The 26,630-nt window shown below is 68.4% G+C and carries 24 protein-coding genes and 1 pseudogene; 12 read left to right on the forward strand and 13 right to left on the reverse strand.

Annotated elements, in window-relative coordinates:
• Positions 1–40 precede the first annotated feature (40 nt).
• A complete protein-coding gene (locus tag LTV02_RS27805) occupies positions 41–766 on the reverse strand; it encodes an enoyl-CoA hydratase (protein WP_233034793.1) in 726 nt (241 codons plus the stop codon).
• A gap of 69 nt (positions 767–835) precedes the next feature.
• Between LTV02_RS27805 and LTV02_RS27810 the strand changes: the two genes are divergently transcribed.
• Positions 836–1,969 carry an NAD(P)-binding domain-containing protein gene (locus tag LTV02_RS27810; RefSeq protein WP_233034794.1) on the forward strand — a complete coding sequence of 378 codons (1,134 nt, stop codon included), beginning with the start codon at positions 836–838 and terminating at the stop codon, positions 1,967–1,969.
• Here the strand turns inward: LTV02_RS27810 and LTV02_RS27815 are convergent.
• The 6 genes from LTV02_RS27815 to LTV02_RS27840 form a co-directional block, all read right to left on the reverse strand.
• On the reverse strand, positions 1,947–2,804 hold the full coding sequence (locus LTV02_RS27815) for an aldo/keto reductase (RefSeq protein WP_408639264.1): 858 nt from the start codon (positions 2,802–2,804) through the stop codon (positions 1,947–1,949). The genes LTV02_RS27810 and LTV02_RS27815 overlap by 23 nt on opposite strands.
• Before the next feature lie 82 nt (positions 2,805–2,886).
• Positions 2,887–4,437, reverse strand: coding sequence for an acetyl-CoA carboxylase carboxyltransferase subunit alpha/beta (locus LTV02_RS27820; protein WP_233034795.1), 1,551 nt, complete (start codon positions 4,435–4,437; stop codon positions 2,887–2,889).
• A gap of 55 nt (positions 4,438–4,492) precedes the next feature.
• Entirely contained in the window at positions 4,493–5,095 is a 603-nt protein-coding gene (locus tag LTV02_RS27825; protein ID WP_174567189.1) for a GTP-binding protein, read from the reverse strand.
• On the reverse strand, positions 5,076–5,450 hold the full coding sequence (locus LTV02_RS27830; RefSeq protein ID WP_067531005.1) for a DUF742 domain-containing protein: 375 nt from the start codon (positions 5,448–5,450) through the stop codon (positions 5,076–5,078). Before LTV02_RS27830 ends, LTV02_RS27825 begins: the two co-directional genes overlap by 20 nt.
• Before the next feature lie 7 nt (positions 5,451–5,457).
• Positions 5,458–5,871: a roadblock/LC7 domain-containing protein gene (locus LTV02_RS27835; protein WP_029930951.1), complete on the reverse strand. Its 414-nt coding sequence runs from the start codon at positions 5,869–5,871 to the stop codon at positions 5,458–5,460.
• On the reverse strand, positions 5,868–10,079 hold the full coding sequence (locus tag LTV02_RS27840) for an ATP-binding protein (RefSeq protein WP_233034796.1): 4,212 nt from the start codon (positions 10,077–10,079) through the stop codon (positions 5,868–5,870). The genes LTV02_RS27835 and LTV02_RS27840 overlap by 4 nt, the downstream gene beginning before the upstream one ends.
• Before the next feature lie 361 nt (positions 10,080–10,440).
• Between LTV02_RS27840 and LTV02_RS27845 the strand changes: the two genes are divergently transcribed.
• The 8 genes and pseudogenes from LTV02_RS27845 (at position 10,441) to LTV02_RS27880 (ending at position 17,803) form a co-directional block, all read left to right on the forward strand.
• The gene (locus LTV02_RS27845) at positions 10,441–12,558 is read left to right on the forward strand and encodes an AMP-binding protein (protein ID WP_233034797.1); all 2,118 of its coding nucleotides are present in this window, start codon (positions 10,441–10,443) and stop codon (positions 12,556–12,558) included.
• 181 nt (positions 12,559–12,739) lie between these two features.
• Complete coding sequence (locus tag LTV02_RS27850) at positions 12,740–13,126, forward strand: hemophore-related protein (RefSeq protein WP_233034799.1); 387 nt, start codon at positions 12,740–12,742, stop codon at positions 13,124–13,126.
• Positions 13,127–13,141: 15 nt separating this feature from the next.
• Positions 13,142–13,858 (forward strand): response regulator transcription factor, encoded by a 717-nt coding sequence (locus LTV02_RS27855; RefSeq protein ID WP_067723121.1) that lies wholly within the window; start codon positions 13,142–13,144, stop codon positions 13,856–13,858.
• Entirely contained in the window at positions 13,855–15,225 is a 1,371-nt protein-coding gene (locus tag LTV02_RS27860) for a sensor histidine kinase (RefSeq protein WP_233034803.1), read from the forward strand. The genes LTV02_RS27855 and LTV02_RS27860 overlap by 4 nt, the downstream gene beginning before the upstream one ends.
• Before the next feature lie 64 nt (positions 15,226–15,289).
• Positions 15,290–16,453, forward strand: coding sequence for a YhgE/Pip domain-containing protein (locus tag LTV02_RS27865; RefSeq protein WP_233034805.1), 1,164 nt, complete (start codon positions 15,290–15,292; stop codon positions 16,451–16,453).
• 139 nt (positions 16,454–16,592) lie between these two features.
• On the forward strand, positions 16,593–16,880 hold the full coding sequence (locus tag LTV02_RS27870; RefSeq protein ID WP_174564492.1) for a hypothetical protein: 288 nt from the start codon (positions 16,593–16,595) through the stop codon (positions 16,878–16,880).
• A 7-nt stretch (positions 16,881–16,887) separates the two neighbouring features.
• Positions 16,888–17,493: pseudogene (locus tag LTV02_RS27875) on the forward strand (TrmH family RNA methyltransferase); the annotation flags it as partial.
• 16 nt (positions 17,494–17,509) lie between these two features.
• Positions 17,510–17,803 (forward strand): DUF2537 domain-containing protein, encoded by a 294-nt coding sequence (locus LTV02_RS27880; protein WP_067723114.1) that lies wholly within the window; start codon positions 17,510–17,512, stop codon positions 17,801–17,803.
• Between the two features lie 4 nt (positions 17,804–17,807).
• Here the strand turns inward: LTV02_RS27880 and LTV02_RS27885 are convergent, their stop codons facing one another.
• The 3 genes from LTV02_RS27885 to serC all read right to left on the reverse strand — a co-directional run bounded on the left by LTV02_RS27885 (position 17,808) and on the right by serC (position 21,339).
• Complete coding sequence (locus LTV02_RS27885; protein ID WP_233034806.1) at positions 17,808–18,545, reverse strand: DUF6928 family protein; 738 nt, start codon at positions 18,543–18,545, stop codon at positions 17,808–17,810.
• A 289-nt stretch (positions 18,546–18,834) separates the two neighbouring features.
• Complete coding sequence (sepH, locus tag LTV02_RS39345; protein ID WP_269821563.1) at positions 18,835–20,049, reverse strand: septation protein SepH; 1,215 nt, start codon at positions 20,047–20,049, stop codon at positions 18,835–18,837.
• Between the two features lie 165 nt (positions 20,050–20,214).
• Complete coding sequence (gene serC / locus LTV02_RS27895; protein ID WP_233034807.1) at positions 20,215–21,339, reverse strand: phosphoserine transaminase; 1,125 nt, start codon at positions 21,337–21,339, stop codon at positions 20,215–20,217.
• A gap of 132 nt (positions 21,340–21,471) precedes the next feature.
• Here serC and LTV02_RS27900 point away from each other — a divergent pair, with 132 nt between their 5' ends.
• A complete protein-coding gene (locus LTV02_RS27900) occupies positions 21,472–22,197 on the forward strand; it encodes a hypothetical protein (RefSeq protein ID WP_233034808.1) in 726 nt (241 codons plus the stop codon).
• An 11-nt stretch (positions 22,198–22,208) separates the two neighbouring features.
• Here the strand turns inward: LTV02_RS27900 and LTV02_RS27905 are convergent, their stop codons facing one another.
• The gene (locus tag LTV02_RS27905) at positions 22,209–23,081 is read right to left on the reverse strand and encodes a polysaccharide deacetylase family protein (protein ID WP_233034809.1); all 873 of its coding nucleotides are present in this window, start codon (positions 23,079–23,081) and stop codon (positions 22,209–22,211) included.
• Positions 23,082–23,131: 50 nt separating this feature from the next.
• Entirely contained in the window at positions 23,132–23,311 is a 180-nt protein-coding gene (locus tag LTV02_RS27910) for a DUF1272 domain-containing protein (protein WP_084536291.1), read from the reverse strand.
• A 206-nt stretch (positions 23,312–23,517) separates the two neighbouring features.
• Between LTV02_RS27910 and LTV02_RS27915 the strand changes: the two genes are divergently transcribed.
• A complete protein-coding gene (locus LTV02_RS27915; protein ID WP_233034810.1) occupies positions 23,518–24,324 on the forward strand; it encodes an RDD family protein in 807 nt (268 codons plus the stop codon).
• 195 nt (positions 24,325–24,519) lie between these two features.
• Here the strand turns inward: LTV02_RS27915 and LTV02_RS27920 are convergent, their stop codons facing one another.
• A complete protein-coding gene (locus tag LTV02_RS27920) occupies positions 24,520–25,662 on the reverse strand; it encodes a citrate synthase 2 (protein ID WP_233034811.1) in 1,143 nt (380 codons plus the stop codon).
• Between the two features lie 100 nt (positions 25,663–25,762).
• On the opposite strand from LTV02_RS27920, the gene pdxH reads away from it, so the two are divergent.
• Positions 25,763–26,512, forward strand: coding sequence for a pyridoxamine 5'-phosphate oxidase (gene pdxH / locus LTV02_RS27925; protein WP_233034812.1), 750 nt, complete (start codon positions 25,763–25,765; stop codon positions 26,510–26,512).
• The last annotated feature ends 118 nt before the right edge of the window (positions 26,513–26,630 follow it).

Here is a 26,630-nt window from a genome sequence, read left to right on the forward strand (position 1 = left end):
CCCACCAGTTTCCGCGAAGTCGCGGCGACACGCTGCCCGTTCATCGGCCGACGAACTTCGCGGCGCGTTTCTCCTGCCGGGCCTGCCGCGCCTCGGCGGCATCGGCGCTGGTCCAGGCGGCGGCCAGGGCTTCGGCCTGCTCCGGGGTGCCGGCATCGCGAGTGCCGTCCTCGTTGAGCACGAGCTTCATATGCCGCAGCGACAGCGGCGCGAGCTCGGCGATCTGCTTGGCCCAAGCCTGCGCATCTTCCAGGGTCCCGATCTTGTTGGCGAACCCGAAGTTGTAGGCGTCCTGCGCCGACACCCGCTCCACCCCCATCAGGATGGTCCGCGCCGGACTCGACCCGATCATCGTGACCAGCCGCTTGATGGTCCAACGATCAACGGAGATACCGAGTTTCGCCGCCGGAATGGCAATGAACGAATCCGGCTCCATCACCCGCAGATCCGAAGCCATCGCCAACTGCACCCCACCCCCCACCGCCCCGCCATTGATCGCCGCGATCACCGGCACCGGCACCGTCTCGATCACGTGCAGCATGCCGAACAGCGAATCCAGGAACTCCTGCGAATACACCCCGTCCAAATCCGCCCCCGCACTGAACAGCGGCCCCTGTCCCGTCAGAACGATCACCCGGGCCGTCGCGGCCGCCTCCTCGATCGCCGCGCGCAACTGGGCGACCAGCTCACCATTGAGGGCGTTTCGACGCTCCGGGCGTTGTAGTTCGATGGTGACGACCTCACCATCGCGGCTCACTCCGAGCATGTGTCCCTTCCCCGCTGTGCTGCATACCCATGGTCATCGATAACTGTAAGCGGGCGTAACGTCGGGCCGGTGACAGCAACACCCGATGTCGACATCTTGGTCATCGGTGCGGGTCAGGCCGGTCTGTCGGTCGGATATCACCTGCGCCGGCTGGGCTTGCGGCCCGAGCGTGACTTTCTGATCGTGGATCATTCGCCGGCGCCGGGCGGGGCGTGGCAGTTCCGGTGGCCGTCTTTGACTTTGAGCACTGTCAATCGGGTGCACGATCTGCCGGGAATGTCGTTCGAGGAGACGTTGCCGGCGGGGTCGGAGAACGCGCAGGCGGCTACGGCGGTGCCGCATTACTTCGAGTTGTACGAGAAGCAGTTCGATCTGCGGGTGCAGCGGCCGATATCGGTGAGCGTGGTGTGCGATCGGGCCACCGCGGTGACGTGCCCGGATCGGGAGGTGGACGGGCTGTTGCACGCGGAGACGCGGGACGAGCGGACGTTCAAGGTGCGGGGGCTGGTGAACGCGACGGGGACTTGGGACAAGCCGTTCATTCCTTATTACCGGGGGGCCGCGGAGTTCGCGGGGCGGCAGTTGCACGCGCACGACTATCGGACCGCGGACGAGTTCGCGGGGCAGCATGTGATCGTGGTGGGCGGCGGGATCACGGCCGTGCAATTGCTGGACGAGATTTCACGGGTGGCCACCACCACCTGGGTGACGCGGCGCGAACCCGTGTTCCGCAGTGGGGATTTCGCGCCGGAGCAGGGGCGGGCTGCGGTGGCGATGGTGGAGGACCGGGTGCGGCGCGGATTGCCGCCCGGATCGGTGGTGTCGGTGACGGGGCTGGCGGATACGCCGGCGGTGCGGGCGGCCCGGGCGCGCGGGGTGATGGAGCGCAAGCCGATGTTCGATCACCTCGAGGCCGACGGGGTGCGCTGGGCGGACGGGACCTTCCAGCGGGCCGACGCGATTCTGTGGGCGACCGGATTCCGCAGTGCGCTGGACCATCTCGCGCCGCTGCGGCTGCGCGGCCCGGGCGGCGGAATCACCATGACCGGGCAGCTGGCCACCCAGGTCGCGGCCGATCCGCGCATTCATCTGATCGGGTACGGGCCCTCGTCCAGCACCATCGGCGCGAACCGGGCGGGGCGGGCCGCGGCCGTGGAGCTGACGAAGTACCTGGGGATCGCTACTGCGGCGCACCCGCTGTGAAGACGTCCGGATCCGGTCCGATGCGACCGCCGTTGTCCAGGGCAGCGATCCGGGCCATCTGATCGCCGTTCAGCTCGAAGTCGAAGATATTGAAGTTCTCGGCGATCCGGGCCGGGGTGACCGACTTGGGGATCACCACATTGCCGAGCTGGATATGCCAGCGCAGGATGACCTGGGCCGCGGTCCGGCCGGTCTCCTCGGCGATAGCCAGCAGCACCGGATCCTTCAGCGCGGCGCCCTGACCGAGCGGGCTCCACGCCTCGGTGGCGATGCCGTGCGCGGCGTGGAAGGCGCGTAGCCCGGGCTGCGACAGGTGCGGGTGCAGCTCGATCTGATTCACCACCGGGGTCTCACCGGTTTCGGCGATCACCCGCTCCAGATGCTCCTGCGTGAAATTCGAGACGCCGATGGAGACGACCCGGCCCGACGCCTTGATGGCCTGCAGCGCCCGGAAGGTGTCCACGAACAGTCCGGCCGAGGCGATCGGCCAATGGATCAGATACAGGTCCAGGTAGTCCAGGCCGAGCCGCTCCAGGCTGGCGTCGAAGGCGCGCAGGGTGGCGTCGTACCCCTGGTCGGCGTTCCACAGCTTGGTGGTCACATAGACCTCGTCGCGCGGGATCCCGTATTCGCGGATGGCCCGGCCGGTCTCGGCCTCGTTGCCGTAGACGGCGGCGGTGTCGATGCTCCGGTAGCCGACCTCGAGCGCGGTGCTGACCGCGGCGATCGAGTCGTCGGTGCTGACCTGGAAGACTCCGAAGCCGAGGCGCGGCATGACCGTGCCATCGTTGAGGATGGTGGAAGGCACTGGGCTGGTCTCGCTCCTGTAAGTCACGCAATCGACGGTAGGAGCGGTTCACTGGGCCGTCAACCACTCCGACCGGCGTGTTAGCCCTGGTAGAGACACTGTGAAATTGCTAACTTTCAGCAACTCCCAGGCGGCGGTAGCGCAGCCGCCGGGCCGCGCGCAGTTCCTCGACGGGTTTCGCCCGCAGTTCGGCGAGCTCACCGGCAATGGCGGTGATCATGCGCTGCGCGAAGTCGACCGGTTCGTCCGCGGCATCGGGGTACTCCGGCACGATGCGATCGACGATGCCGTTCGCGAGCAGGTCCTTGGCCCGAATGCCCTGCCGAGCCGCCATTTTCGGCGCGTGACGAATATCTCGGTAGACGATGGCGCTGGCCCCCTCCGGCGGCAGCGGCGCGAGCCAGCCATTGGCGGCGGCGAGCACCCGGTCCGACGGCAGCAGCGCCAGCGCGCCCCCGCCGCTCCCCTGCCCGAGCAGCACCGAGACGGTCGGCGTATCGAGCGTCACGAGATCGGCCAGGCAGCGGGCGATCTCGGGTGCGAGACCGCGTTCCTCGGCCTCCCGGGACAGTGACGCCCCCGCCGTATCGATCACCAGCACCAGCGGCACCCGCAGCTCCTGCGCGAGGGACATGCTGCGCCGCGCCTCGCGCAATGCCGCCGGGCCCATGGTCAGATCCGGCGACTGCCCCGCCCGATCGTGTCCGAACACCACGCACGGCTGCCCGCGGAACCGCGCCAGCGCGTGCAGCACGGTACGGTCCAATTCCCCTTGCCCGGTGCCCGACAAGGGAACCCGGTCGGTTACATGCCGCAACAACTCCCGGATACCAGGCCGGTCGGCACGACGCGAAATCAGCACGGACTGCCATGCCGGTGTGTCGTCGGTTTCTCGCAGCGCGGGCCCGTACAACTCGTGCCCGGCTTCGAATATCCCCACGCCACGATCGAAATCGCGTGGATCGCTTTCCTTTTCGGGCGGCGACAGGGGTGCGTCGCACAGAACGGTGAGGGAACGGTGCGCGATACGGCGGAAGATGGTCACCGGCACCACGCCGTCGATTACCCCACTGCGATACAGGTTTTCGGCGGTCTGCACGCCCTCGGGAAAGTCCCTGCCGTACAGGGCTTTGTAGACGCGCGGGCCCAGGAACCCGATCAGGGCCCCGGGCTCGGCGAATGTCATGTGCCCCAACGATCCCCAGGACGCGAAGACGCCGCCCATCGTCGGATTGCGCAGGTACACCAGATACGGATGCCCGGCCGCCTTGTGCACCGCGACCGCGCCCGCGATCTTCACCATCTGCACGAAAGCGACTGTGCCCTCCTGCATCCGGGTCCCGCCGGAGGTCGGCGAGGCGAGCAGAGGCAGGCCCAGTGCGGTGGCGCGCTCCACCGCCGACACGATGCGCTCGGCGGCCGCTACTCCCACACTCCCTGCGAGAAAAGCGAATTCGCACGCGATCACGGCGACTCGCCGTCCGCGCAGCAACCCCTCCCCGGTGAGCACCGACTCGTCGGTACCCGCCGTTGCCGCAGCGGCCAGCAGATCAGCCTCGTACTCGGGCGAACAGGCGACCTCCAACGGAGGACGATCCCAGCTCACGAAGGATCCGGGATCGAGCAATTCGCCGAGCAGCTCCCGCGCCGAGATCTTCACGGCGCGAGCTTAACCGGCCCCGACGTCGCTGCGGCCGACGCCGGTTCCGCGTGTGTCAGTAGCCCTGCACTACCTTGCGGAGGGCGTACTCGGTGACCGCGACCAGCGCCTGCTTGACCGGCTCCCGGCGACGGGCGTCGATCGACATGATCGGGGTATCCGCCGGGACCGCGAGGGCCTGGCGAATATCCTCCACCGGATACCGCGGCGCATCGTCGAACTCGTTGATGGCCACCAGGAAGGGTAGGTTGCGCGCCTCGAAGTAATCGACGGCCGCGAAACTGTCCTCCAACCGGCGGGTGTCGACGAGAACCACCGCGCCGATGGCGCCGCGGATCAGGTCGTCCCACATGAACCAGAAGCGGTACTGGCCCGGCGTGCCGAACAGGTACAGCACCAGGTCGTCGGCCAGGCTGATGCGGCCGAAGTCCATGGCCACCGTGGTGGTGGCCTTCGACGGGACTCCGGTCAAAGAGTCCACGCCGACACTGGCATTGGTCACCAAAGCCTCGGTGCGCAGCGGAACGATCTCCGACACAGCACCGACCAGGGTGGTCTTGCCGACACCGAAACCACCGGCGACCACGATCTTCGCCGACGTGGGCTTGCTGGTGCGCGTGTCGACCTGTGTCGTCGAATCAAATACGCCGGAGTCCACTGAGAACCCTTTCGATCAGCTCGCGACGTTCATCGTCGCTGGAATCGTCTTTCAATGTTGCCGATACCCGCACATGGCCGGCTTCGATGAGGTCGGCGACCAGCACCCTGGCTACCCCGATCGGGATACCCAGGCGTGCGGCTACTTCGGCAACCGACGGCGATTCTCTGCACAACTCCACGATTGACGTCTCGATATTGGTGAGTTCGAACTGCCGCTCTAGGGCGACCGGATGCGATGCGACGAGCGCCTCCAGGGCCAACTCCACCTTCGGCCGGGTGCGACCGGCCGTCAGGGAGTATGGGCGGACGAGGCTGGGCTCGGCGCTACCGACGCGTTCGTTGTCTATGTCCATCCCGCCATCAGGAACCCATCGTGACGCGAGGTGTGGCCTGAACTGTCTGGCCCACTCGCTCGACCAACAACGCCATTTCGTAGCCGACCTGGCCGATGTCGCACGAGGTATTCGTGAGCACCGCCAGGTACGAGCCGTCGCCGACCGCCATGAGCAGTAGGTAACCGTGCTCCATCTCGACCACGGACTGCAGCACGGTGCCGCCTTCGAACAGGTTCGAGACACCCACCGAGAGGCTGGCCAGGCCCGCGGTCACCGCGGACAGCTGTTCGGCACGATCCACAGGCAGCTGGGCGCTGGCGGCCATGAGTAGGCCGTCGGCGGACACGAGGACGGCATGCGCAACGCCGGGAACCTCATTGGCGAAGTTCGAAACCAGCCAATCCAGCTGACGCTTCGTACCACCTAGATCGGGGTTCATCGGTCTCCTTTATCTCCGGTTAGGTTCATAGCTTTCATCGCGCGGCCATCCCGGACGCCCTGCTGGTGACGGCTGAGACTTGACCTGATGGATTCTGGGTCGCGATGGGCGGCTTTGTCAGCGTTTCCGTTGACACCGCCCGGCACGAGCCGGTTGCCCGGATCGCGTTGCGGCAGACCGGCGGCCGTCCGCTTCTCCGCAGAGGATTCAACCGCGCGGCGGGCCGCCTGCCAACCCTCATCGCCCGGTGATTCGAAGGAAGCGGCCACCTGGGACCGGTCCGCGTTCGGATCGGACAGCCAGGCAGACATCATTTCCGCGAAAATCGGTGTGCCGAAGGACACATCGCTGTCACCGGCGGCCGGCTGCAACCGGGTCTGGAAGAACGAGGCCGCCTTCTGCGGATTGGAGCGGAAGGAATGCCGTCCGCGATCCTTGGGATCGCCGGAATCGTTCTGCGGCAGACCGACACCCGGGATCGGGGCCGGGCGCTGCGGCAGACCCGCACCCGGATCGCGCACCGGCAGGCCGTTCGCGCCACGCTGCGGCAGCGCGTCGGGCAGCGGATCGCGCAACGGATCCCGTTGCGCCGCTCCACCTCCCAGCGCTTGACCACCACCGAGCGCATCGCCCCGCTGCGGGAGACCACCGGGGGCATCGCCGCGCTGCGGCAGGCCGTTCGCGTCACCACGCTGCGGCAGACCACCCGGCCCACGCTGCGGCAGACCACCCGCGGCATCCCCACGCAGGGGCAGACCGTTCGCGTCACCGCGCTGCGGCAAGCCGCCCGGTCCACGCTGAGGCAGGCCACCGGAGGCATCCCCACGCTGCGGCAAGCCCGTCACTCCGTCACGTGGCGGAAGACCGGAGGCCCCGTCACGCGAAGCCAGCCCGTGCTTACCCGAATCCCGTTGCGGGAGACCGCCTGTGGCGTCACCGCGCTGCGGCAGACCACCCGGGGCATCCCCACGCTGCGGAAGACCGCTCACCTCGCCACGCTGCGGGCGACCACCCTTGGCATCACCGCGCTGCGGCAAGCCACCGGGGGCGTCCCCGCGCTGGGGCAGACCGCTCGCGTCACCACGCTGCGGCAGACCACCCACGGAATCACCGCGCTGCGGAAGACCATTCGCATCGCCACGCTGGGGCAGACCGCCCGCGGCATCGCCGCGCTGCGGCAGGCCACCGGGGGCGTCGCCACGCTGCGGCAGACCACCTGCGGCGTCCCCACGCTGGGGCAGACCGTTCGCGTCACCACGCTGCGGCAGACCACCCGCGGAATCACCGCGCTGCGGAAGACCATTCCCGTCACCGCGCTGGGGCAGACCGCCCGCGGCATCGCCGCGCTGCGGCAGGCCACCGGGAGTATCCCCACGCTGCGGCAGGCCGGAGCCCTTCGCATCGCGCGGCGGGAGACCACCGTTGAGGCCCGATTCCCGCTGCGGGGCGCCGTTGGTACCCGGCTCGCGCTGCGGCAGCCCGCCCGAGGCGGAACGCTGCGGCTGGCCGAGGCCCGGCTCGCGACCGGGTGCGCCATTGGCGCCGGGCTGACGCTGCGGCAGCCCGCCGGCGGCGTCACCACGCTGCGGGAGACCGGAATCCGCGCCGCCACGCTGCGGCGGCAGGCCGACCGACGGGGTCGCGCGCTTCGGAGCGGCCCCCGATTGACCGGGCTGCGGAACCCCGTTGGGTCCCTCGCCACGCTGCGGGAGACCGCCCGGTCCGCCCGGACCGCGCTGCGGCATTCCCGATTCCCCCGGTGCGCCCGGACGCGGCGGCAATCCGCCCGCGCCGCCCTGGCGCTTGAGCATATTGGCGGCGAGTCCGCCGCGCGGCGCGGCCGGGGCTTCACCCGGCTGCCGCGGCTGCAGGTTCGCACCCGGCTGCGACTGCGGGGCGGCCGGGCCGTGTGCACCCGGATCCCGCTGGGGTAGCCCGGGTCTCGCCCCGCCGGGAGCGGCCGGGGCGGCGACAGTGTGCTTGACGGTCGGGCCGTTCACGCCGGGCTGGCGCTGCGGCAGACCGCCGGGCACCGAGGTGCCGGGGGCCCGCTGCGGGAGACCGGTGGCCGCGGAAGCGGCGGCCGGAGCAGGAGCGGCGGGCGCCGGGGCGCCGGGGGCGGGCGAGACCGCGGGCTTGCCGCCCGCCGGAATCGGCCCGCTCACACCGGGATCCACGGTGACCATCACATTGCCGGTGGCGGTGCGGGTGACCGCCCGCATCTGCATGGAGGACGGCGCACCGGCCTGGTTGCCCGCGCCCTGGGCGGCGGGCGCCGGAGCCGGCTGCGGATTACCCTGCGGCGGCACCGAGATGGGGCCACCGCCGGAGACGATGAGCGGCTTGGGCACGTGCACGGTCACGGTCACGCCGGGATCGCGCGCGGTGTCGAAGGTCGGCCGCAGGCGCACGGTCAGACCGTGCCGTTCCGCGAGCCGGCCGACGACGAACAGACCCATGTGGCGGGCGGTGTCCGGGCCGACCTCGGCCACGGCTTCCAAACGCCGGTTGATCTCGGCCATTTCGGCCGGGGGCATACCGATGCCGCGGTCCGCGACCTCGATGAGCAGACCCTGGTCGTGCGCCTGCGCGAAGGTGAACTTCACGTCGGTCTCCGGCGGAGAGGCGCGCAGCGCGTTGTCCAGGAGCTCGGCGAACAGGTGCGCGAGGTCGGAGGCGGCGGGCTCGACCAGCGAACCACGCGGGGTGGCGCCCAGTTTGACGCGTTCGTAGTCCTCCACCTCGGAGATGGCGGCGCGCAGCACGTCGGCGATCTCGACCGGCGCGGACTTGGTCCGGCGCTGCTTGGTGCCCGCGAGAATCAGCAGGTTGTCACCGTTACGGCGCATACGCGCGGCGAGATGGTCCAGGCGGAAGAGGTTTTCGAGCAGGCGCGGGTCCTTCTCGTCGTACTCCATCGCCTCGATGAGCGAGAGCTGATGGTCGACGAGCGACTTGGAGCGGCGGGCCAGGGTCTCGAACATGTCGTTGACCTGGGTACGCATGGCGGCCTGGTCGGCGGCCAGGCGCAGCGCCTGGCCGTGGATGTCGTCGACGGCGCGGGCCAGCTGGCCGATTTCCTCGTCGGTGTGCACCGGCATCGGTTCCAGCGGCACCTCTTCGGGATCGGCGCCGTCACGGAGCTGGGTGACCTCCTGCGCGAGGTCGTATTCGGCGACGCGCAGCGCGGCGAGGCGCAGGCGGCGCAGCGGCACGATCATGGCGCGCGCGATCAGCACGGCCAGGGCCATGGCGCCGAGGATGGTGGCGACCACGATGATGGTGTAGCGAATCGCGTCGGTACGCGCGGTCGAGGCGATGGTGTCGACTCGGGACACGATGTCCTTGGTCGCATTGGTCGCGATGGTCTGATACCCGTTGATCGAGGCGACCAGCGAGTCCTTCAGTTCGGTGACCGGCAGCTGCCCCGCCATGGCGGTCGGGCTGTTCACCAACTGGACGCGAGTGTCGGCCTGGCGCTGCAGTTCCGCGATGATCGGGTCGCCGTCGGCGAAGCGGTGCGCGAGCACCGCGAGCATCTGCCGCTCGGTATTGACGCCGATCTGGATGTCGCGAACGCCGTCCTTCGGGTTGGTGCTGCGTAGCGCCTCGGCCATGCCGGCGACTTCGTTGAACAGCATCCAGCGGGAGTTCAGCGAGTCGACCAGGCGCAGCTTGGCCTGGTCCACATTCTTGTCGGACACGGTCGACACGATGGATTCCACCGTGCGGACGCTGTTGCCACGGATCCGCTCGACCTGGGCCACGGTGTCCGGGATGGACTTGGACGGCGCCAGGCCATTGGCCTTGACCTGCTTGGCGCCCACGATCATGTCGTCGAGCGCGGAACGCGCGCTCGGGATATCGCTCAATCGGGAGGCGGCCTTCTCGGCGAACTGGATGGCGGTATCCAACTGCACGAGTTCCGGGTCGGAGGTCAGCGACTGGTTCGGGCCCAGCATGACCATCTGACCGGAGGCGACCTGGGCCGCCTGCGCACTCAAACCGGTGATCGCCGGGATCACCCCGACGTGATCGACAGCCGTCGACAGACGGCTCGACTCGGCGAACTCGGCCGAGATCCTCGACGCTCCGAGCACAACCGCGACCAACAAAGGCACGGCGAGCACCGCCGTAACCTTCCATCGCAGGTCCCAGTTGCTCAGCGCCCAGCGCTTATTGCTGCCGGACCTTGCGGCGTCACGCATCTCCCACGCACTTTCCAAACTGGCCCCAGCCACGCGCCATCAGCGAGCCTCCGCGATCGCACGCTTGGCTCGTCAGACGGTGCTGACCGAGAACGGCGGCTGGCCGAGAAATTGCGTCCATGACGGCCGAAATATGTGACATGCGATTCTAACGGATCAATAACTTCTTGTGTGACCTCTTGGCAACCACCGGTCTCTGACCTGCCGTTTGCAGGCAAAATCAAAGGTCGCGGCGTCCGCCCGGACGTCGCGTGAAGTCTGCCACAATCAGGCTGATCTATCGAGGCGGGCATCATCAGCGCTCGTAAGGGACACATGGGCCGCTCGTAAGGGACACCAGGCGGAGCAGGGAGCAACGGGGTTGAACGCGAAGCAGGAGTACCGACCGGCGTATCAGCTGAGCCTGGTCGATCCCTCCGAGTTCTGGCTCGCCGCGGCCGAAACCATCAGCTGGGACGTACCTCCCACCCAGATTGTCGACAATCAGGCCAAGCCGACTGCCCGTTGGTTTCCGGACGCTCGCCTCAACACCTCCTACAACGCGCTGGATCGGCATGTGCGCGAGATCACAGACCCGGACGGTGAGAACAGCGGTCAGGAGGGGGGTCGCGCCAATCAGCCCGCCCTAATATACGACTCGGCTATGACCGGCGCCAGGCGTGTTTACACATATGCCGAGTTACTGGACGAAGTTGCCCGATTTGCCGGATCCATGCTGCGCCTTGGCGTTCGGACCGGTGATCGCGTCGTCATCTATATGCCGATGATTCCCGAAGCGGTCATCGCAATGCTGGCGTGCGCTCGCATCGGGGCTGTGCACTCGGTGGTTTTCGGCGGGTTCGCCGCGCACGAATTGGCCGCTCGCATAGACGATGCCGAGCCTGTGCTGATAATCACAGCCTCCGGCGGACTGGAACCCGGCCGCCGCATCGAATATCCACCGATCGTTTTACAAGCGCTGGATATCGCCGAAACCACCGCTGTCCGTAATGTTTTGGTGAAGCAGCGGGATGGTTTTCCGACCATTCGTTTTGCTGCCGAACAAGCGGCCACCGAATTCTTGCCCGCGTCAACGGAAACCGTGGCGGCGCACTGGCTGGACTGGGACGAGGCGATGGCCGGGGCCGAGCCCGCCGATCCGGTATCCCTCGCCGCGACCGATCCGCTCTACATCCTCTACACCTCCGGCACCACCGGGAAACCCAAGGGCGTGGTGCGCGACAACGGCGGGCACGCGGTCTCGCTGGCCTGGTCCATGCGCAATATCTACGACGTCGGCCCGGGCCAGGTCATGTGCACGACCTCGGATATCGGCTGGGTCGTGGGACATTCGTACATCGTCTACGCGCCGCTGCTGGTGGGCGCGACAACCGTCCTTTACGAAGGCAAGCCGATCGGCACCCCCGACGCGGGCACGTTCTGGCGGCTGGTGGACGAGTACAAGGTGCACGTGATGTTCACCGCACCGACCGCGCTGCGGGCCATCCGCCGCGCCGATCCGAATGCCGAAGCGGCGCACCGGCACGACCTGTCCTCGCTGCGGGCGCTGTTCTGCGCGGGCGAGCGCCTGGATCCGGCCACCTACGAGTGGGCGGTCGGCACCCTGCTCGCCGCGCGGCCCGACTGCCCGGTGGTCGATCACTGGTGGCAGACCGAGACCGGCTGGCCCATCTGCGCGAATCCGCTCGGCCTGCAACAACTGCCGATCAAGGTGGGTTCGGCCTCGGTGCCGGTGCCCGGTTACCGGCTGCGGGTGCTGGACTCCGAGGGCAATGCGGTGCCGCCGCACACCGAGGGCAATATCGTCATCGGGCTGCCGCTGCCGCCCGGGACGCTGACCACGCTGTGGCGGGACGACGCGCGCTTCGATCGCTCCTATCTGTCCGCCTATCCCGGCCACTACCTGACCGGCGACTCCGGATTCTTCGACGAGGACGGCTACCTCTATGTCCTCGGGCGCAGCGACGACGTGATCAATATGGCGGGCCACCGGCTTTCGGCCGGCGGGATCGAGGCCGCCATCGCCGGGCATCCGGCGGTCGCGGAGACCGCGGTGGTGGGCATCCCGGACGAGCTCAAGGGCCAGCGGCCGATCGGATACGTGGTGCTCAAGGCCGGTGTCGATCTCGATGCCGAGCAGCTGCGCCGCGAGGTGATCGACCGCGTGCGCGAGCGGGTGGGGGCCATCGCCACCCTGTACGACGTGGTCGCGGTGAGCGCGCTGCCCAAGACCCGGTCCGGAAAGATCCTGCGCCGCACCATGCGCCAGATCGCCGCCGGGGATCCGTGGGAGGTACCGCCGACCATCGAGGACGCGGCCATGCTGCCCACCCTGGAGAAGCAGATCCGGGACGCGGTGACGCTCATGGAGGACAAGGAACGGATCGCCGCCGCCGAAGCCGCCGCGGCGCTGACCATGCCCATCCGCCGCATCGACCCCAACGCGCCCGGCGGTGCGGAGCCGACGGCTTCGTCCTGACAGACGAAGGGGTGCGGGGGCCAGGCCCCCACACCCCCTTTTCGGGGTTCGGGGCGAAGCCCCGGGCGAGGTTCCCTCACAGGCTTCTCAGAAAGCGCTCATCCCGCTCCCATGCGGGTGAATTAGCGTCGGGCGGGCGCGAATCGAGGGATTCGCGTCCTGATGATGGAAGAGGTCGACGATGAGAATCGTTCGCAATCGCCGGACGGCCGCCGCGCTCGGCGCCGGTGCGCTCGCCACCGTCGCGCTGGCGCTGGCTCCCGCCACCGCCTCCGCGAGCCCCGCGGATATGGTTGCGCCCCTGTTGAATACGACCTGCACCTGGTCGCAGGTGGATGCCGCGCTGCACGCCAAGGCCCCCGCCCTGGCCTCCATCCTCGATCAGAACCCGGACACCAAGGCCGAGCTGAAGGCCAAGTTCGAGCAGTCCCCCGAGGCCCGCCAGGCCGAACTGGACGCCTACCTCGCCGCCAACCCGGACGCCGCCGGCCAGGCCGAGAACAACCCGAACGCGAGCGGAATCACCGCCGCCATCCAGCAGGTGGCCGACTCCTGCCACAACTACTGAGGTAGCGACGGCAGAATGGAGCCCGTGGTCGAACGCGGAGAGCTACCTACCGTCCTGGTCGTGGACGACGACGAGGATGTGCTCGCATCGGTCGAACGCGGGCTCCGGCTCTCCGGTTTCCGGGTGCTGATCGCCCGGGACGGGGGTGCGGCGCTGCGCAGCGTGTCGGAGGAATCGCCGGATGCGGTGGTGCTCGATATGAATATGCCGGTGCTGGACGGCGCGGGCGTGGTGACCGCGCTGCGGGCGATGGGCAACGAGGTCCCGATCTGCGTGCTGTCGGCGCGCAGTTCGGTCGACGATCGCATCGCCGGGCTGGAATCGGGGGCCGACGACTATCTGGTCAAGCCCTTCGTGCTGGCCGAGCTGGTGGCGCGGATCAAAGCGCTGCTGCGCCGCCGCTCCGACGTGCCCGCCTCCACGATTCCGGGCGCGATCACGGTGGGCCCCTTGGAAGTCGATGTCGCGGGCTATCGGGCTTTGCTGCACGGACGCGAAATCGAGCTCACCAAAAGGGAATTCGAGTTGCTGTCCACGCTGGCGCGCAGTGCCGGGGTGGTGCTGAGCCGGGAACGGCTGCTGGAATTGGTGTGGGGCTACGATTTCGCCGCCGACACCAATGTGGTGGACGTGTTCGTCGGATATCTGCGCCGCAAACTCGAGATCGACGACACCCCGCGGCTGTTGCACACCATTCGCGGCGTGGGATTCGTACTGCGCGCGCCGAAATGACCGCCGCACCGGATGTCGCCGCGGAAGTGCCGGTCAAACGCCGGCACTCCTATTCGCTGCGCACCCGCGTCGCGGCGGCGGCGGCGCTGGGCGCGACCATAATCGTGGCCATTCTGAGCTGGGTCACCATCTATGCCATCGAACGCAACAATCTCACCCAGACCGATCAGCAGCTGAGCATGGTCTCGCAGGTGATCCTGGTGCAGCCGGTGTTCGCGGTACAGGTCATCAAATTGCTCGGCGCCAATGCGGAATTCGCGGTGACCGTGCGCAATCAGAACGGCGTGATCGCCAGCACCTCGGTGCAATTGCCCCAGCTCACCCCCGGCAATCGCACCGTGACGGTGGGCAGCGACACGTATCGGGTGCTGACCACCAATACCGCCGATCGCAATTCCGAAATCACTGTGTCCCTGGGCATTCCGACCACCAAGACCGAGCAGGCCACCTCCGATCAGCGGCGCTGGGTGCTGCTGGCCGCGGTGCTGGCGGTGACCGCCTCGGCCGCGCTGGGCTGGCTGTTCGGCGGGCGGGCGGTGCGGCCCATCGCCGATCTCACCCGGGAGGTGGACCGGCGCGGGCTGGACGACGACGCGGAACCCGCACCGGCGGTGGACGGTTCGGGCGTCAAGGAATCGGAGAAGCTGGCCGAGGCGGTCAACACCATGCTGGAACGGGTGGACAGGGCGCAGGCCGAGACCGCCGCCGCGCTCGAGACCGCGCGCGATTTCGCCGCCGTGTCCGCGCACGAATTGCGCACCCCGCTCACCGCCATGCGCACCGATCTGGAAGTGCTGAGCACCCTGGACCTGGACGAGGCGCAGCGCCGGGAGATCCTCGCCGACCTGCAGCGCGGCCAGAACCGGGTGGAGGCCACGCTGGCCGCGCTGGAGCGGCTGGCGCGCGGCGATCTCACCGACGAACGCGATCATGTGATCACCGATGTCAGCGAGCTGTGCGATGCCGCCGCCCATGACGCGATGCGGCACTTCCCGACCCTGAAGGTGCACATGGACACCCCGCCGGAGCTGATCACCCGCGGGCTGCCCACCGGATTGCGCCTGGCCATCGATAACGCGCTCACCAATTCCGCCCGGCACGGCCGCGCCACCGAAGCGCTGATCACCGCCTATCGCGCGGTGAACGGGCATATCGTGATCGTGGTCGACGACAATGGCACCGGCATTCCGGTGGCGGAACGCGAAGCGGTGTTCGAGCGCTTCTTCCGCGGCAGCCGGGCCAGCAAGGGCGGTTCCGGGCTGGGCTTGGCACTGGTCGCGCAGCAGGCCCAATTGCACGGCGGCCGGGCGTATTTCGACGATTCGCCGCTGGGCGGCGCGCGATTGGTGCTGGATCTGCCCGGCTGACGGTCTTTACCGAACTCTCAGACATTCGCCAGAGCCGAACGCAATCAATACCTCTACGGTCTTTATGGTGTCCGGAAAACGCACCCGCCTGGTCCTGTTGGTACTCGTCGCGGCCGTCGCCGTCGCGGCCGGCGCGGTCGGCTATCTGCGCTGGTCCGTCAATGCGCCCACCGCGGTGGCGATCATCGACGCCGATACCGGCAAGACCGGCGCCACCATCGTGAAAGCCTTGCAGGACAGCGGAACCCGGGACTGGACCGAGGTGGAGGAGGCGTCCACCGACGATTACGCGGTGATCGTCACCCTGCCTACCGATCTCTCCGATTCCATCGCCTCGCTGGCCACCGACAAACCGCACAAGGCGCAGGTCACGGTGACCACCAATGACAATGCCGACCCGAACCTGGTGAACGAGGCCGTCAACGAGGTCACCAAGAAGATCGGCGCGAGCAGCTTGGACACGCTGTTCGCGAGCATGAACTCCGCGCGCGGGCAGGTCTCGCAGGTGGCGCTGACCGCGAACATCCTGGGCGCGGGCGTGCAGGCGGCGGCCGACGGGGCGAGCCAGTTCACCGGTAGCGCCGACGATATGCTCTCCTTCCTGGAGCAGGCGAAAACCGGTGCCGCGCAGCTGACTTCGGGCATCGAGTCACTGAACTCCACCTTGAACGCGGCCACCTCGCAGGCCAATCAGCTTGCCGCGACGCTGGATTCGACCGGCGTCACCTTCGGTCAGGTGACCTCGACCGCGAGCCAGCTGAGCAACGGCCTGAATATCGTGCTGCCGGTTCTGCGCGGGCTGCCCTTCGCCGCCGACCCGCAGCTGGCCTCGGTCATCACCCAGCTGGAGGGCCTGCAGAACATCGCGAACCAGGCGAGTGACCAGCTCAGCGGGTTCGCCGCGCTGACCGGAACCACCGTCACCCCGGATACCCAGATCGGGCAGTTGCTCCGCGATGCCGGCTCCCGGCTGGGCGACGCGGGTTCGCAATTGAATCAGGGGGCGGATCTGGCCAAGAGCATTCCGGAGATCGCCGACACCGCCCGCACCCAGGTGACCACCGCCATCCAGACGCTCACGGCCGGCGTCACCCAATTGCAGGCGATCACCAACACCCTGGGCAAGCAGGCCGATCAGGCACTGAACACCTTGCCGCAGCGCAGTGTGGGCCAGCAATCGCAGATCGCGACCATGCTGGCCGATCCGGTGGAAATCGTGCGGAAGTAAGCCAATTAGCAACCAATCAGCAACAATCGGCGGTTCGTCGAGCTAAAATCATGCCCGAATTGCTCTAATCGACCCGTTTGCTCCACTCCACGGCTCCACCCCCGCGCCACCCGGTACCGGAGAGGAAACGATCGTGAGCATGATGCTGGCCGCGCACGACCTGTACGGCTCGGTTCTCGCCCAGATGGGCAACCCCACCGCCGAAACGCCGCCCATGGCGGACAAACTCATGAAACTGTTCCGCTACTTCACCTGGTTCACCCAGATGTCGGGCATCGCCGCCATCACCTACGGCGGCGGACGCTTCGCCTGGGAGAAGTGGGGCGGCGGCGGACTGCAGTCGCCGAAGATGATCGCCAACGCCATGTTGGGCGGTGCGACCGCGACTAGTGCCGGAACCATCATGAACACGGTCGTCGGCTCTTAAATTCGAGCAGCTCGCCGACCAGTTGAGCGGGGTGGACGTGCCCTGCTACCGGACCACCGCCGAGGTGATGGCGGAGGTGGTCGGCTTCCACCTCAATCGCGGGGTGCTGGCGGCGGCCGCCCGTCCGGCCGAACTGAGCGCCGCGGAGGTGCTCGCGACGGCCCGCACGGTCGCGGTGCTGGAGGGCATCAACGATCACGAGAACCTAGGTTCGATCTTCCGCAATGCCGCGGGGCTGGGCGCGGACGCGGTGCTGTTCGGCGACCGCTGCTCCGATCCGCTGTACCGGCGCGCGGTGCGGGTGTCCATGGGCCATGTGCTGCGGGTGCCGTTCGCGCAATTGCCGCCGCTGCCGGGCAGTCTGGAACTGTTGCGCCGCAATGGTTTCCAGATCATCTCGCTCACCCCGAACCCGAAGGCGGAGTTGCTGTCCACGGCCATGACCGGCGCGAAGGTGGCGCTGCTGCTGGGCGCGGAGGGTCCCGGGCTCACCGAGGAGACCATGGCGGCCAGCGATATTCGCGCGCGTATCCCCATGACACCGGGGACCGATTCGCTTAATGTGGCCACCGCCGCCGCCATGGCGTTCTACGAGAGAGTGCGTGCCGAGTGAATCCAGGAGCAGCCCCGTGAGTTATCCGCCGGACGGCCCCTACGGGTACGGGTACTCCGAGCCGACCCCGTGGGCGGCCGGGATCACCGTGGCGATCTTCGTCGGCGTGCTGACCGCGGCCGGGGTGTACGCGTTCGGGGAGGCGCTCGCACAGGTGCATCCGTTGCTGGCGGTGGCGGTGAACCTGATCGCGGTCGGCGGGGCCACCCCGACCGCGTGGCGCTGGCGGTACGCGCCGGTGACCCGGTGGGTGATCGCCGGACTGGCCGGCGGCGTGCTGTTCGGCTGGCTGTCGCTGCTGCTGGCCTGAGCCGTCAGGACACCCGGTCGCGCCCGCGCAGCCAGCGCAACAGGCCGCGCTTGCCGTTCTCGGGTTCCAGACGCACCTCCGGCGGCGCTTCGGGCATCGGCGCCTGCCCCTTGGGGAACAGCGAGAACCCGCACACCTCGATCTGATCCGAGGTCAGCGCCTCCGCCGAAGACTTTCCGCGGTAATGGAATCCGAGCCATTCCTGATTGGCGGCATCGGCGAAATCGGGCGGATCGAAGGGCAGCAGCTGCGGGTCGGGCAGCTGGCCCGGTTCGAGTTCGATGGGATGCTCCCCCGCCCAGTGCTCACGCTCCCACACCAGCGGCAGGCCCTCGTCCTCCAGGATATTGACCCGCGTCGAGCTGAAGGCGCGCCGGAATTCCCCACGCTCCCAATGCGCGAACGCGCCCCAGCCGAGTGCGAGGTCGTAGGCGACCAGGTAGGTGTGCTCGGAGGCGAGCGGGCGCACCAGCAGTTCCGGCAGCAGGGTCGGGCGCGCCAGTGCGGCCTGGGTGGAGCAGACGACGGTGACGCCGGGATAGCAACCGATATAGACGGATTCGGGATCGGGTCCGGCCCAGACCTTCATGGTGCCGGAGGCGGCGGGCACCACATCGCGATCCGGATTGAGCTGCCGGGCCAGCGCCCACGCCGCCTCGGGATCGGGCCCGGGGTGCGCGCGCAGCACGGCCACCGGGTCGGGGGCATCGACGTACCAGAGGGACGAAACGGTGGATGGCACTTTCCGGCACCTCCCGAACTCTTCGCGCACCGGCCCGATACCGCTGGGCTGGCTACTTTTTAGCAACTTCGAGCGATCGGCGTCCGGCCACAGCGTTCGAGCCGGACTCGCAATCACTGCCACTACCAAAAATCTACCCCCGCCACGGCCGAAATGTCGCAGTTGCGCAACCTTGTTCCCGGCGCGCCGGACCGAAACCGGCCCGCTGTGATCACACAGCGGGTTCCGATGGCTGGCAACTAGTCAGCATCCAATGGGGTGGAACCGGGCGAAACGGCCAGTCGAAGGGTCAGTGACCCGAGCTGCGCACGCCTAGGAGGACGTCTTCCCACGACGGCATGGGGGCCTTGCCGCCGCGCTTGGCCCGATTCGGCTTCTGCGCAGCGGGTTTCGGGGCGGGCTGAGCCGGAGCCGCCTCGGCGGCGGGCTCGGCGGTAGTCGCGGCGGCCGGACGCTCCGCGGGAATGGCGGGGGCGGCAGGCGCGGCGGGACGCTCGGGCGCGGGGCGCTCGGCGGGAATCTCCGCCGGACGTTCCACGGCGGCCGGACGCTCGGCCACCGGACGTTCGGCGGCTTGACGCTCGGCGGGCTGACGCTCCACCACCGGACGCTCCACGACGGGACGTTCCACGACGGGACGTTCCAGCTGGCGATCGGCGACCCGGTCCGAACGATCCGGCGCGGAAGGCGGATTCGGCGCGACGGGGGCGGGAGCGGCGGCAGCGGCGGGCACCGGCACGGTGTCCGCGCCGACCGCGGCCCGCTGCTCGAAGTACCCGTCGAGCGTCTGGTGACCGGTGGCCCGGGCGGGCGCGGCCTCGTATTCGGCGGCGCGCTCGGTGCGCGGCGCGGGCGCCGGCGCCGGATCCATGGCGCCCTCGGTCTGATCCGGCAGAATGCTGGCCAGCCCGCGCAGGGCCCGGCCGAAGTCGGGATCGATGAGGTCGGAGGCCGGATCGTCCAGCGGCACCACGGAGCCGCCGTGCGCGTCGGGCTGGTAGCGCCAGTGTGCGGCGATCACGGAACGACCGGCCTGCCACTGCAATTGGGCCACCCAGTAGCCCTTCTCGTCCTTCCAGGCGTCCCATTCGGCGACCTCGATATTGTGCCCGCGCTCCGCGAAAGCGGCAGCCACGATGTCGATCAGGGTCTCCACGGCGGGGCCGTCGTTGCGGACCGGGTGCGCCTTCTGCGCCAGCTCGGCGGCCCGAGCGCGTTCCAGCAGAACGGGATACGCGAAACGCTCGACCCGAGACAGCGGCATACCGGACTCTTCGGTCACCTGCTCCACCGAAGCACCGGCACGAATACGGGCCTGGATATCGCGAGGACGCATCGTGGCTTCCATTTCGATCTCGATCTGGCCGAATCGGGCAAGGTCTCCACGGGCAGCCGCACGCAGCTTGTCATCCGCTGCCAGCCGGTACTTCTGGCCTGTCTCGGTATCGATGCACACGATGTGCGTGGAATCGGGCGTCAACCCGATTACTCGAAGTTCACGCACCGTTACCTCCTTATCGCGTCGGCTCGCGACACCGCCCACGTTCTGGAACAGTAGTGCACTTCTGTGAATCGTGGGGCAAGACACGCGGCGCGGAAATCTGTCGCCAGACTCCCGCGCCGCATACTGTGTCTCATTTGGCCCTGTGTGTCAGGGCATTTTCCGGTGTCAGCCGATCTTTTCGACGACCCAATCGATGCAGCGGGTCAGCTGCGACACGTCCTCGGGATCGATGGCCGGGAACATGCCCACGCGCAGCTGGTTACGACCCAGCTTACGGTAGGGCTCGGTGTCCACGATTCCGTTGGCGCGCAGCACCTTCGCCACCTGCGCCGCATCCACGGTGTCCGCGAAGTCGATGGTGCCGACGACCTGCGAGCGCAGCGCCGGGTTCTGCACGAACGGGGTGGCGAACTCGCTGGTCTCGGCCCACGAGTACAGGCGCGAGGAGGAATCCGCGGTGCGCTTCACGGCCCAATCGAGACCGCCGTTCCCATTGAGCCATTCGATCTGATTCGCGAACAGCAACAGCGTGGCGAGCGCGGGCGTGTTGTAGGTCTGGTCCTTGGTGGAGTTGTCGATGGCGATCGGCAGCGACAGGAATTCCGGCACCCAGCGACCGGAGTTCTTGATTTCCTCCACGCGCTCCAGGGCCTTCGGGCTCATCAGCGCGATCCACAGGCCGCCGTCGGCCGCGAAGCACTTCTGCGGCGCGAAGTAGTACACGTCCGAGTCGGCGACGTTCACCGGCAGACCGCCCGCGCCCGAGGTGGCGTCGATGGCGATCAGCGCGTGCTCCGAACCGGCCGGGCGCGAAACCGGAATGGCCACACCGGTGGAGGTCTCGTTGTGCGCCCAGCCGATGAGGTCGACCGACGGGTCCGAGGTCGGCTCGGGGGCGTCGCCCGGCTCCGACTTGACCACGATCGGGTCACCGATGAACGGGTTGCCCTTGGCCACCGAGGCGAACTTCGAGGAGAACTCGCCATTGCTCAGGTGCAGCGACTTCTCGCGGATCAGGCCGAACGCGGCGGCGTCCCAGAACGCGGTGGTGCCGCCGTTGCCCAGCACGACCTCGTAACCGTCGGGCAGGGAGAACAATTCGCGCAGACCGGAGCGCACCCGGGCCACCACTTCCTTGACCGGCTTCTGCCGGTGGGAGGTGCCGAACACCGAAGCGCCGGTATCCACCAGGGACTGCAGCTGCTCGGGGCGGACCTTGGAGGGGCCGCAGCCGAACCGTCCATCGGCGGGCTTGAGATCGTCGGGGATGGTCGGGAACGCAGAGGTCATGGCGACAAGGGTAGTGCGTGGCGGAGGTCTCAGCTGCGAGTGGGTAGGCCCTGCAACACCATCGGACCTCCGATTCGGCAAACACCGGGTATCGCTGTGGCACCCGACACAGACCCACTACCGTGCAGCAGCATGAACAAGGCCGCGCCCGACCGCTCGGACCCTGACGCCGACCAGCCGCCCGCCCCCGCGAATCCCGGGCGCGCGCAAGGGCTGCCGGCCGCGCCCCGCCCCGGCCTGTTCACCCGGCTGTCCTCGCAATTCGGTTCCCGGGGACTGCATCGGCACGGGCCGGTGCTGGAACCGGCGGCCCGGCGCGAGTTGCTGGTGCACGGCGTCGAGGGCATCGCGACGGTGCTGGATCAGGCCGAGCGGTCCGACGGCGGGCACGAGTTCTGGGTGCGGATCCGGGTGGAGGATCAGCATCCGTACGAGATCCGGGTGCGGCAGCGGGTGAGCAATGCCGATCTGGAATGGATGCAGCCCGGCGACATCATCGCCTGCCGGGTGGATCCGGGCGATCGGGAGCGGGTGGCGCTGTATCTGCCCGCGCCCGAGGAGGCCACCCGGACCAATATCGCCAAGATCCTGGCGCACGGCCGCCGCGCCCAGGCCACCGTGCTGGCAGCCACCCCGGTGGCCGCCGACTACCGCGGGCGTGAGAATCCGGTGCTGCGGCTGGACCTGGAATTGCACGCCTGGGACGAGCCGGCGCCGTGGCGGGTGCGGGTCGTCCAGCCGGTGCCGCTGGCCGCGCTGGAGCTGGTGGATCTGGGCTGCCGTTTGGCAGCCGCCTTCTTCACCGTCGATCGCGGCGAATCGGTGGCGATCGACTGGGCAGCTTCCCGCGAACAGTAGGGCTCGAAAGGTCAGGGCAGCCGGACGAATTGGAAGCCGTTGGCCTTGAGGGCGGGCAGCGCGGCGTACATGCCCGGGCCGGTGCCGGAATTCGGGCGGTGCATATGGGCCAGTGAAATGCCGCCGGGCTTGGCATTGCTCATGTTCGCCTGCACCTGGGCGGCGGTGGCGGTGGCGCCGAAATCGGCATTGACGGTGTAGCCGAGCGGGGTCTCGCCCAGTTCGCCGACGATCGAGACGGCCAGATCGTCGTAATGCGCGGTGCCCGGCCGGAAGAAGCGCGGCCCGTGACCGGTGAGCGCGACCAATCGTTCGTGATTGCCCCACACCTCGTCCACCGCCTCCTGCGCGGAGCCGGTGCCCTTGATCTCGTAGGCGGCCCGGCCGTTCACCGCCAGCGGCCGGTGCGCGGTGCCGTGATTGGCCAGCTCGAACAGCGGGTTGGCGGCCAGCTGGCCGGCGCGGGCCGGATTGGCGTCGATCCAGCGCTTGTTCAGGAACAGGGTGGCCGGAATCTGCTGGGCGATCAGCAGACTCAGCAGATTCTCGTCGATATCGTTGTTGCCGGGACCGCCGCACGCGTCGAAGGTGACGTGGAACTGTTTGCCCGCGGCATTGAAATTGCTGACCACACCGGAGATATCGGTGCCCCAGGATTGCGGCTTCCGGTTCGCGTACTTGGCCGCGATGGCGCTGGGATCGAGGGCCGCGGCCATGGGCGCGCGCACCGGCGTCACATTCAGATCGGTCCGGCTCAAAGGCGGTTCGAGCACCTTCTCGGACGAATTGCCGTTGGCCACACCGCATCCGGCGGTGACGAATCCCGCGGCGAACGCCGCACCCGCGGCCAGCAAGCGGCGGCGGGACAGTCCTGCGTCAAACACCGGAGCAGGTTATTGCAGGACAAACGCCGTGGCCAGAGCCAGATTCAGGATTATTTCAAACGTCGCGGCCTGGCAACCAGCTCGCCACCGCAGTTGGGGCAGACGTCGTTCATTGTTTCCGCGCAGGGCACGCAGAAGGAGCATTCGTAGGAGCAGATGCGGGCCGGGCCGTCGGCTGGGAGTTCGGCAACCTCGCAGCGTTCACAGCGGTTTCTCATCTCCAGCGCCATGTCGGACCTCCCGTGTAATTTTCGCCGCCGCACCGATTGTGCCGGGACCCCGGAAAATTCGGCGCGACCGATCTGCCCGAATACACCAGACTGTAGCCTGGCCCGGCCGCAATGACGGCGGAGCCGCTCACGCGTTCGCTTCGTCGCACGTGGACCCCGCCGGCTCGCCGGCTGCCTCGAATTCGCTCCAAGGAAACAAGAAACATATGACTTACCCGAACAATCCGTACCCGCCCCAGCAGCCCGGCTACGGCGGCCAGCCCGCCTACGGCGCGCCCCAGCCCGGATACGGTGCGCCGCAACCGGGTTACGACGCCCAGCAGCCCGCCTACGGTGCGCCCCAGCCGGGATACGGTGCGCCGCAGCCCGGTTACGGCGCCCCGCAGCCGGCATACGACGCCCAGCAGCCCTACGGTGCGCAGCCGGGTTACGGTGCGCCCCAGCCCGGTTACGACGCTCAGCAGCCCTACGGTGCGCAGCCGGCTTACGGTGCGCCGCAATACGGTTACTCGCCCTACGGCGGGGTGCCGCAGCTCGGCGAGTACGCGCACTGGGGCCTGCGGGTCGGCGCGCGGTTGCTGGACGGCCTGATCTTCATGCTGCCCGGCTATCTGCTGGTCGCCATCGCGGGCGCGGCCTTCACCGAAGAGGTCAGCTGCCCGAAGCCGTCCTCCTACAGCAGCAGCTACGACTACAGCTGCACCGGCGGCGGGCCCTCCGGCGTCGGCATCGCGATCATGCTGATCGGCTACCTGGCCATTCTCGGCGGCACGCTGTTCAACATCTACAAGGAGGGCACCACCGGGCAGACGGTCGGCAAGCGCATCGTCGGCATCCGGACCATCAAGGAGGCCACCGGGCAGCCGCTGGGCTTCGGCATGGCCTTCGTGCGCCAGCTCGCCCACATCCTCGACGGCCTGCCTTGCTACATCGGCTATTTCGCGCCGCTGTGGGATGACAAGAAGCGCACCTTCTCCGACATGGTCATCGGCAGCGTGGTCGTCAAGGCCTGATCCCACTCCCGGGACCCTCAGGGGCTGACGCCCCTGAAACCCCTCGGGTGGGTCGAGCGGCTGACCCCGAGCGGCATCCGCTCCGAAACCCCGGGGGAACAAGAAGATCGGCGGCTCTCCTCGCGGGGAGTGGGCCGCCGGATACTAGGGCGGCTCGCAGCGAAATGCTGCGAGCCGCTCTTCTGTTTCGTGGAATTACTTGCGCACGACCGTTTCCCAGCCGGTGACGGTCTCGGGCGAGCGGGGGGCCGGGCCGGTGTAGATGGCGGCCGGGCGGACCAGCTTGCCGAGCTTCTTCTGCTCGAGGATGTGGGCGCACCAGCCGGCGGTGCGGCCACAGGTGAACATGGCGGGCATCATGTGCGCGGGGACCTCGGCGAAGTCGAGGATGACGGCGGCCCAGAACTCGACGTTCGTCTCGATGGCGCGGTCGGGGCGGCGCTCGCGGAGTTCGGCCAGGGCGGCCTGCTCCAGGGCGGCGGCGACTTCGTAGCGCGGGGCGTCGAGGCGCTTGGCGGTCTCGCGCAGCACCTTGGCGCGCGGGTCCTGGGCGCGGTAGACGCGGTGCCCGAAGCCCATCAGCTTCTCTTTGCGGTCGAGGATGCCCTTGACCAGCGCCCGGGCATCGCCGGTCTTCTCGACGGCCTCGATCATCGGGAGCACGCGGGCGGGCGCGCCGCCGTGCAGCGGCCCCGACATGGCGCCGATCGCGCCGGACAGCGAAGCCGCCACGTCCGCGCCGGTGGAGGCGATCACCCGGGCGGTGAAGGTGGAGGCGTTCATGCCGTGCTCGGCCGCGGACACCCAGTAGGCGTCGATGGCCTCGGTGTGGCGCGGATCCGGGTCGCCCTTCCAGCGGGTCATGAACCGCTCGGTAATGGTGGCCGACTCGTCGATCTTCTGCTGCGGCACGGCGGGCTGGTAGATGCCGCGCGCGGACTGCGCGACATAGGACAGCGCCATCACCGAAGCGCGCGCCAGGTTCTCGCGGGCGGTGTCGTCGTCGATGTCCAGCAGCGGCTGGTAACCCCAGATCGGGGCGAGCATGGCGAGCCCGGCCTGCACGTCGACGCGGACGTCGCCGGTGTGGATGGGCAGCGGGAACGGCTCGGCGGGCGGCAGGCCGCGGCCGAACTCACCATCCACCAGCAGCGCCCACACATCGCCGAAGGTGACGCGGTTGCCGACCAGATCCTCGATGTCGACGCCGCGGTACCGCAGCGCGCCACCGTCCTTGTCCGGTTCGGCGATATCGGTGGTGAAAGCGACGACGCCTTCTAGACCGCTGACGAAGTCGGCTGGGACGACTGAGCTGGGAACCGCAGCGCTGGCAGTCATGTTGTGACTCTCCTTGCAAATCGGGCTGTCCGATCCTTGGGCAGCCACGCCGATCTCCTTGACCTTAACGCGAGCATTACCGCGGAGTAACGTCTGGTCCATGGTTGACCAGGAGAAATTCGCCACTGCGCCGGAGGCGCGCAATGTCACCGGGGACCTCGACATCGCGTCCCTGCGGGTGGAGTACGGGGTGGACCAGGGCGACAACCATCCGGGCCTGGAAACCGACCTTGACGAGAGCTGGCTGACCGACGGCTGGGAACCCTTGCTGCGCAATTGGATCGAACACGCCACCAGCGCCGGGCTCACCGACCCCAATGCCATGGTGCTGGCGACGGTCGAGATCACCGATTCCGGGCCGCGCCCCGCCACCCGCACCGTGCTGTGCAAGGGCCTCTCCCCCGAGGGTGTGACTTTTTACACGAATTACGAATCGTCCAAGGGCCGGGCGCTGACCGAAACCCCCTACGCCTCCGCCACCTTCGTCTGGCCCGCGCTGGGCCGCCAGGTCACCGCGCGCGGTCCGGTGCGCCGGGTCGCGCCCGAGCTCACCGAGGTCTACTGGCGATCCCGGCCGCGCGGTTCGCAATTGGGCGCCTGGGCCTCCCTGCAATCGCGCCCGATCGCCTCGCGCGAGCAGCTGGACAAGCAATTGACCGAGGTGACCGAGCGTTTCGCGGATATGGACTCGATCCCGGTGCCGCCGTTCTGGGGCGGTTTCCTGCTCCAGCCGGAGACGCTGGAGTTCTGGCAGGGCCGCCGCAGCCGCATGCACAATCGCCTCCGGGTCACCTTGGAACCGGGCAACACCGATGTGGCGGCGATGAAAATCGAGCGCCTCCAACCCTGATCCGGACTCCTGCCTGGGGGTTCGGCGGCGCGGGCGCCGAGCGTCCGGGAGTCGCCTTCCCCTTGATCGCAAGGGTTCCAGTCGTGGGATGAATCACCGGAAAAGGACTGCCGCCAGG

The organism is Nocardia yamanashiensis (genome assembly GCF_021183565.1).
Lineage (GTDB): Bacteria > Actinomycetota > Actinomycetes > Mycobacteriales > Mycobacteriaceae > Nocardia > Nocardia yamanashiensis.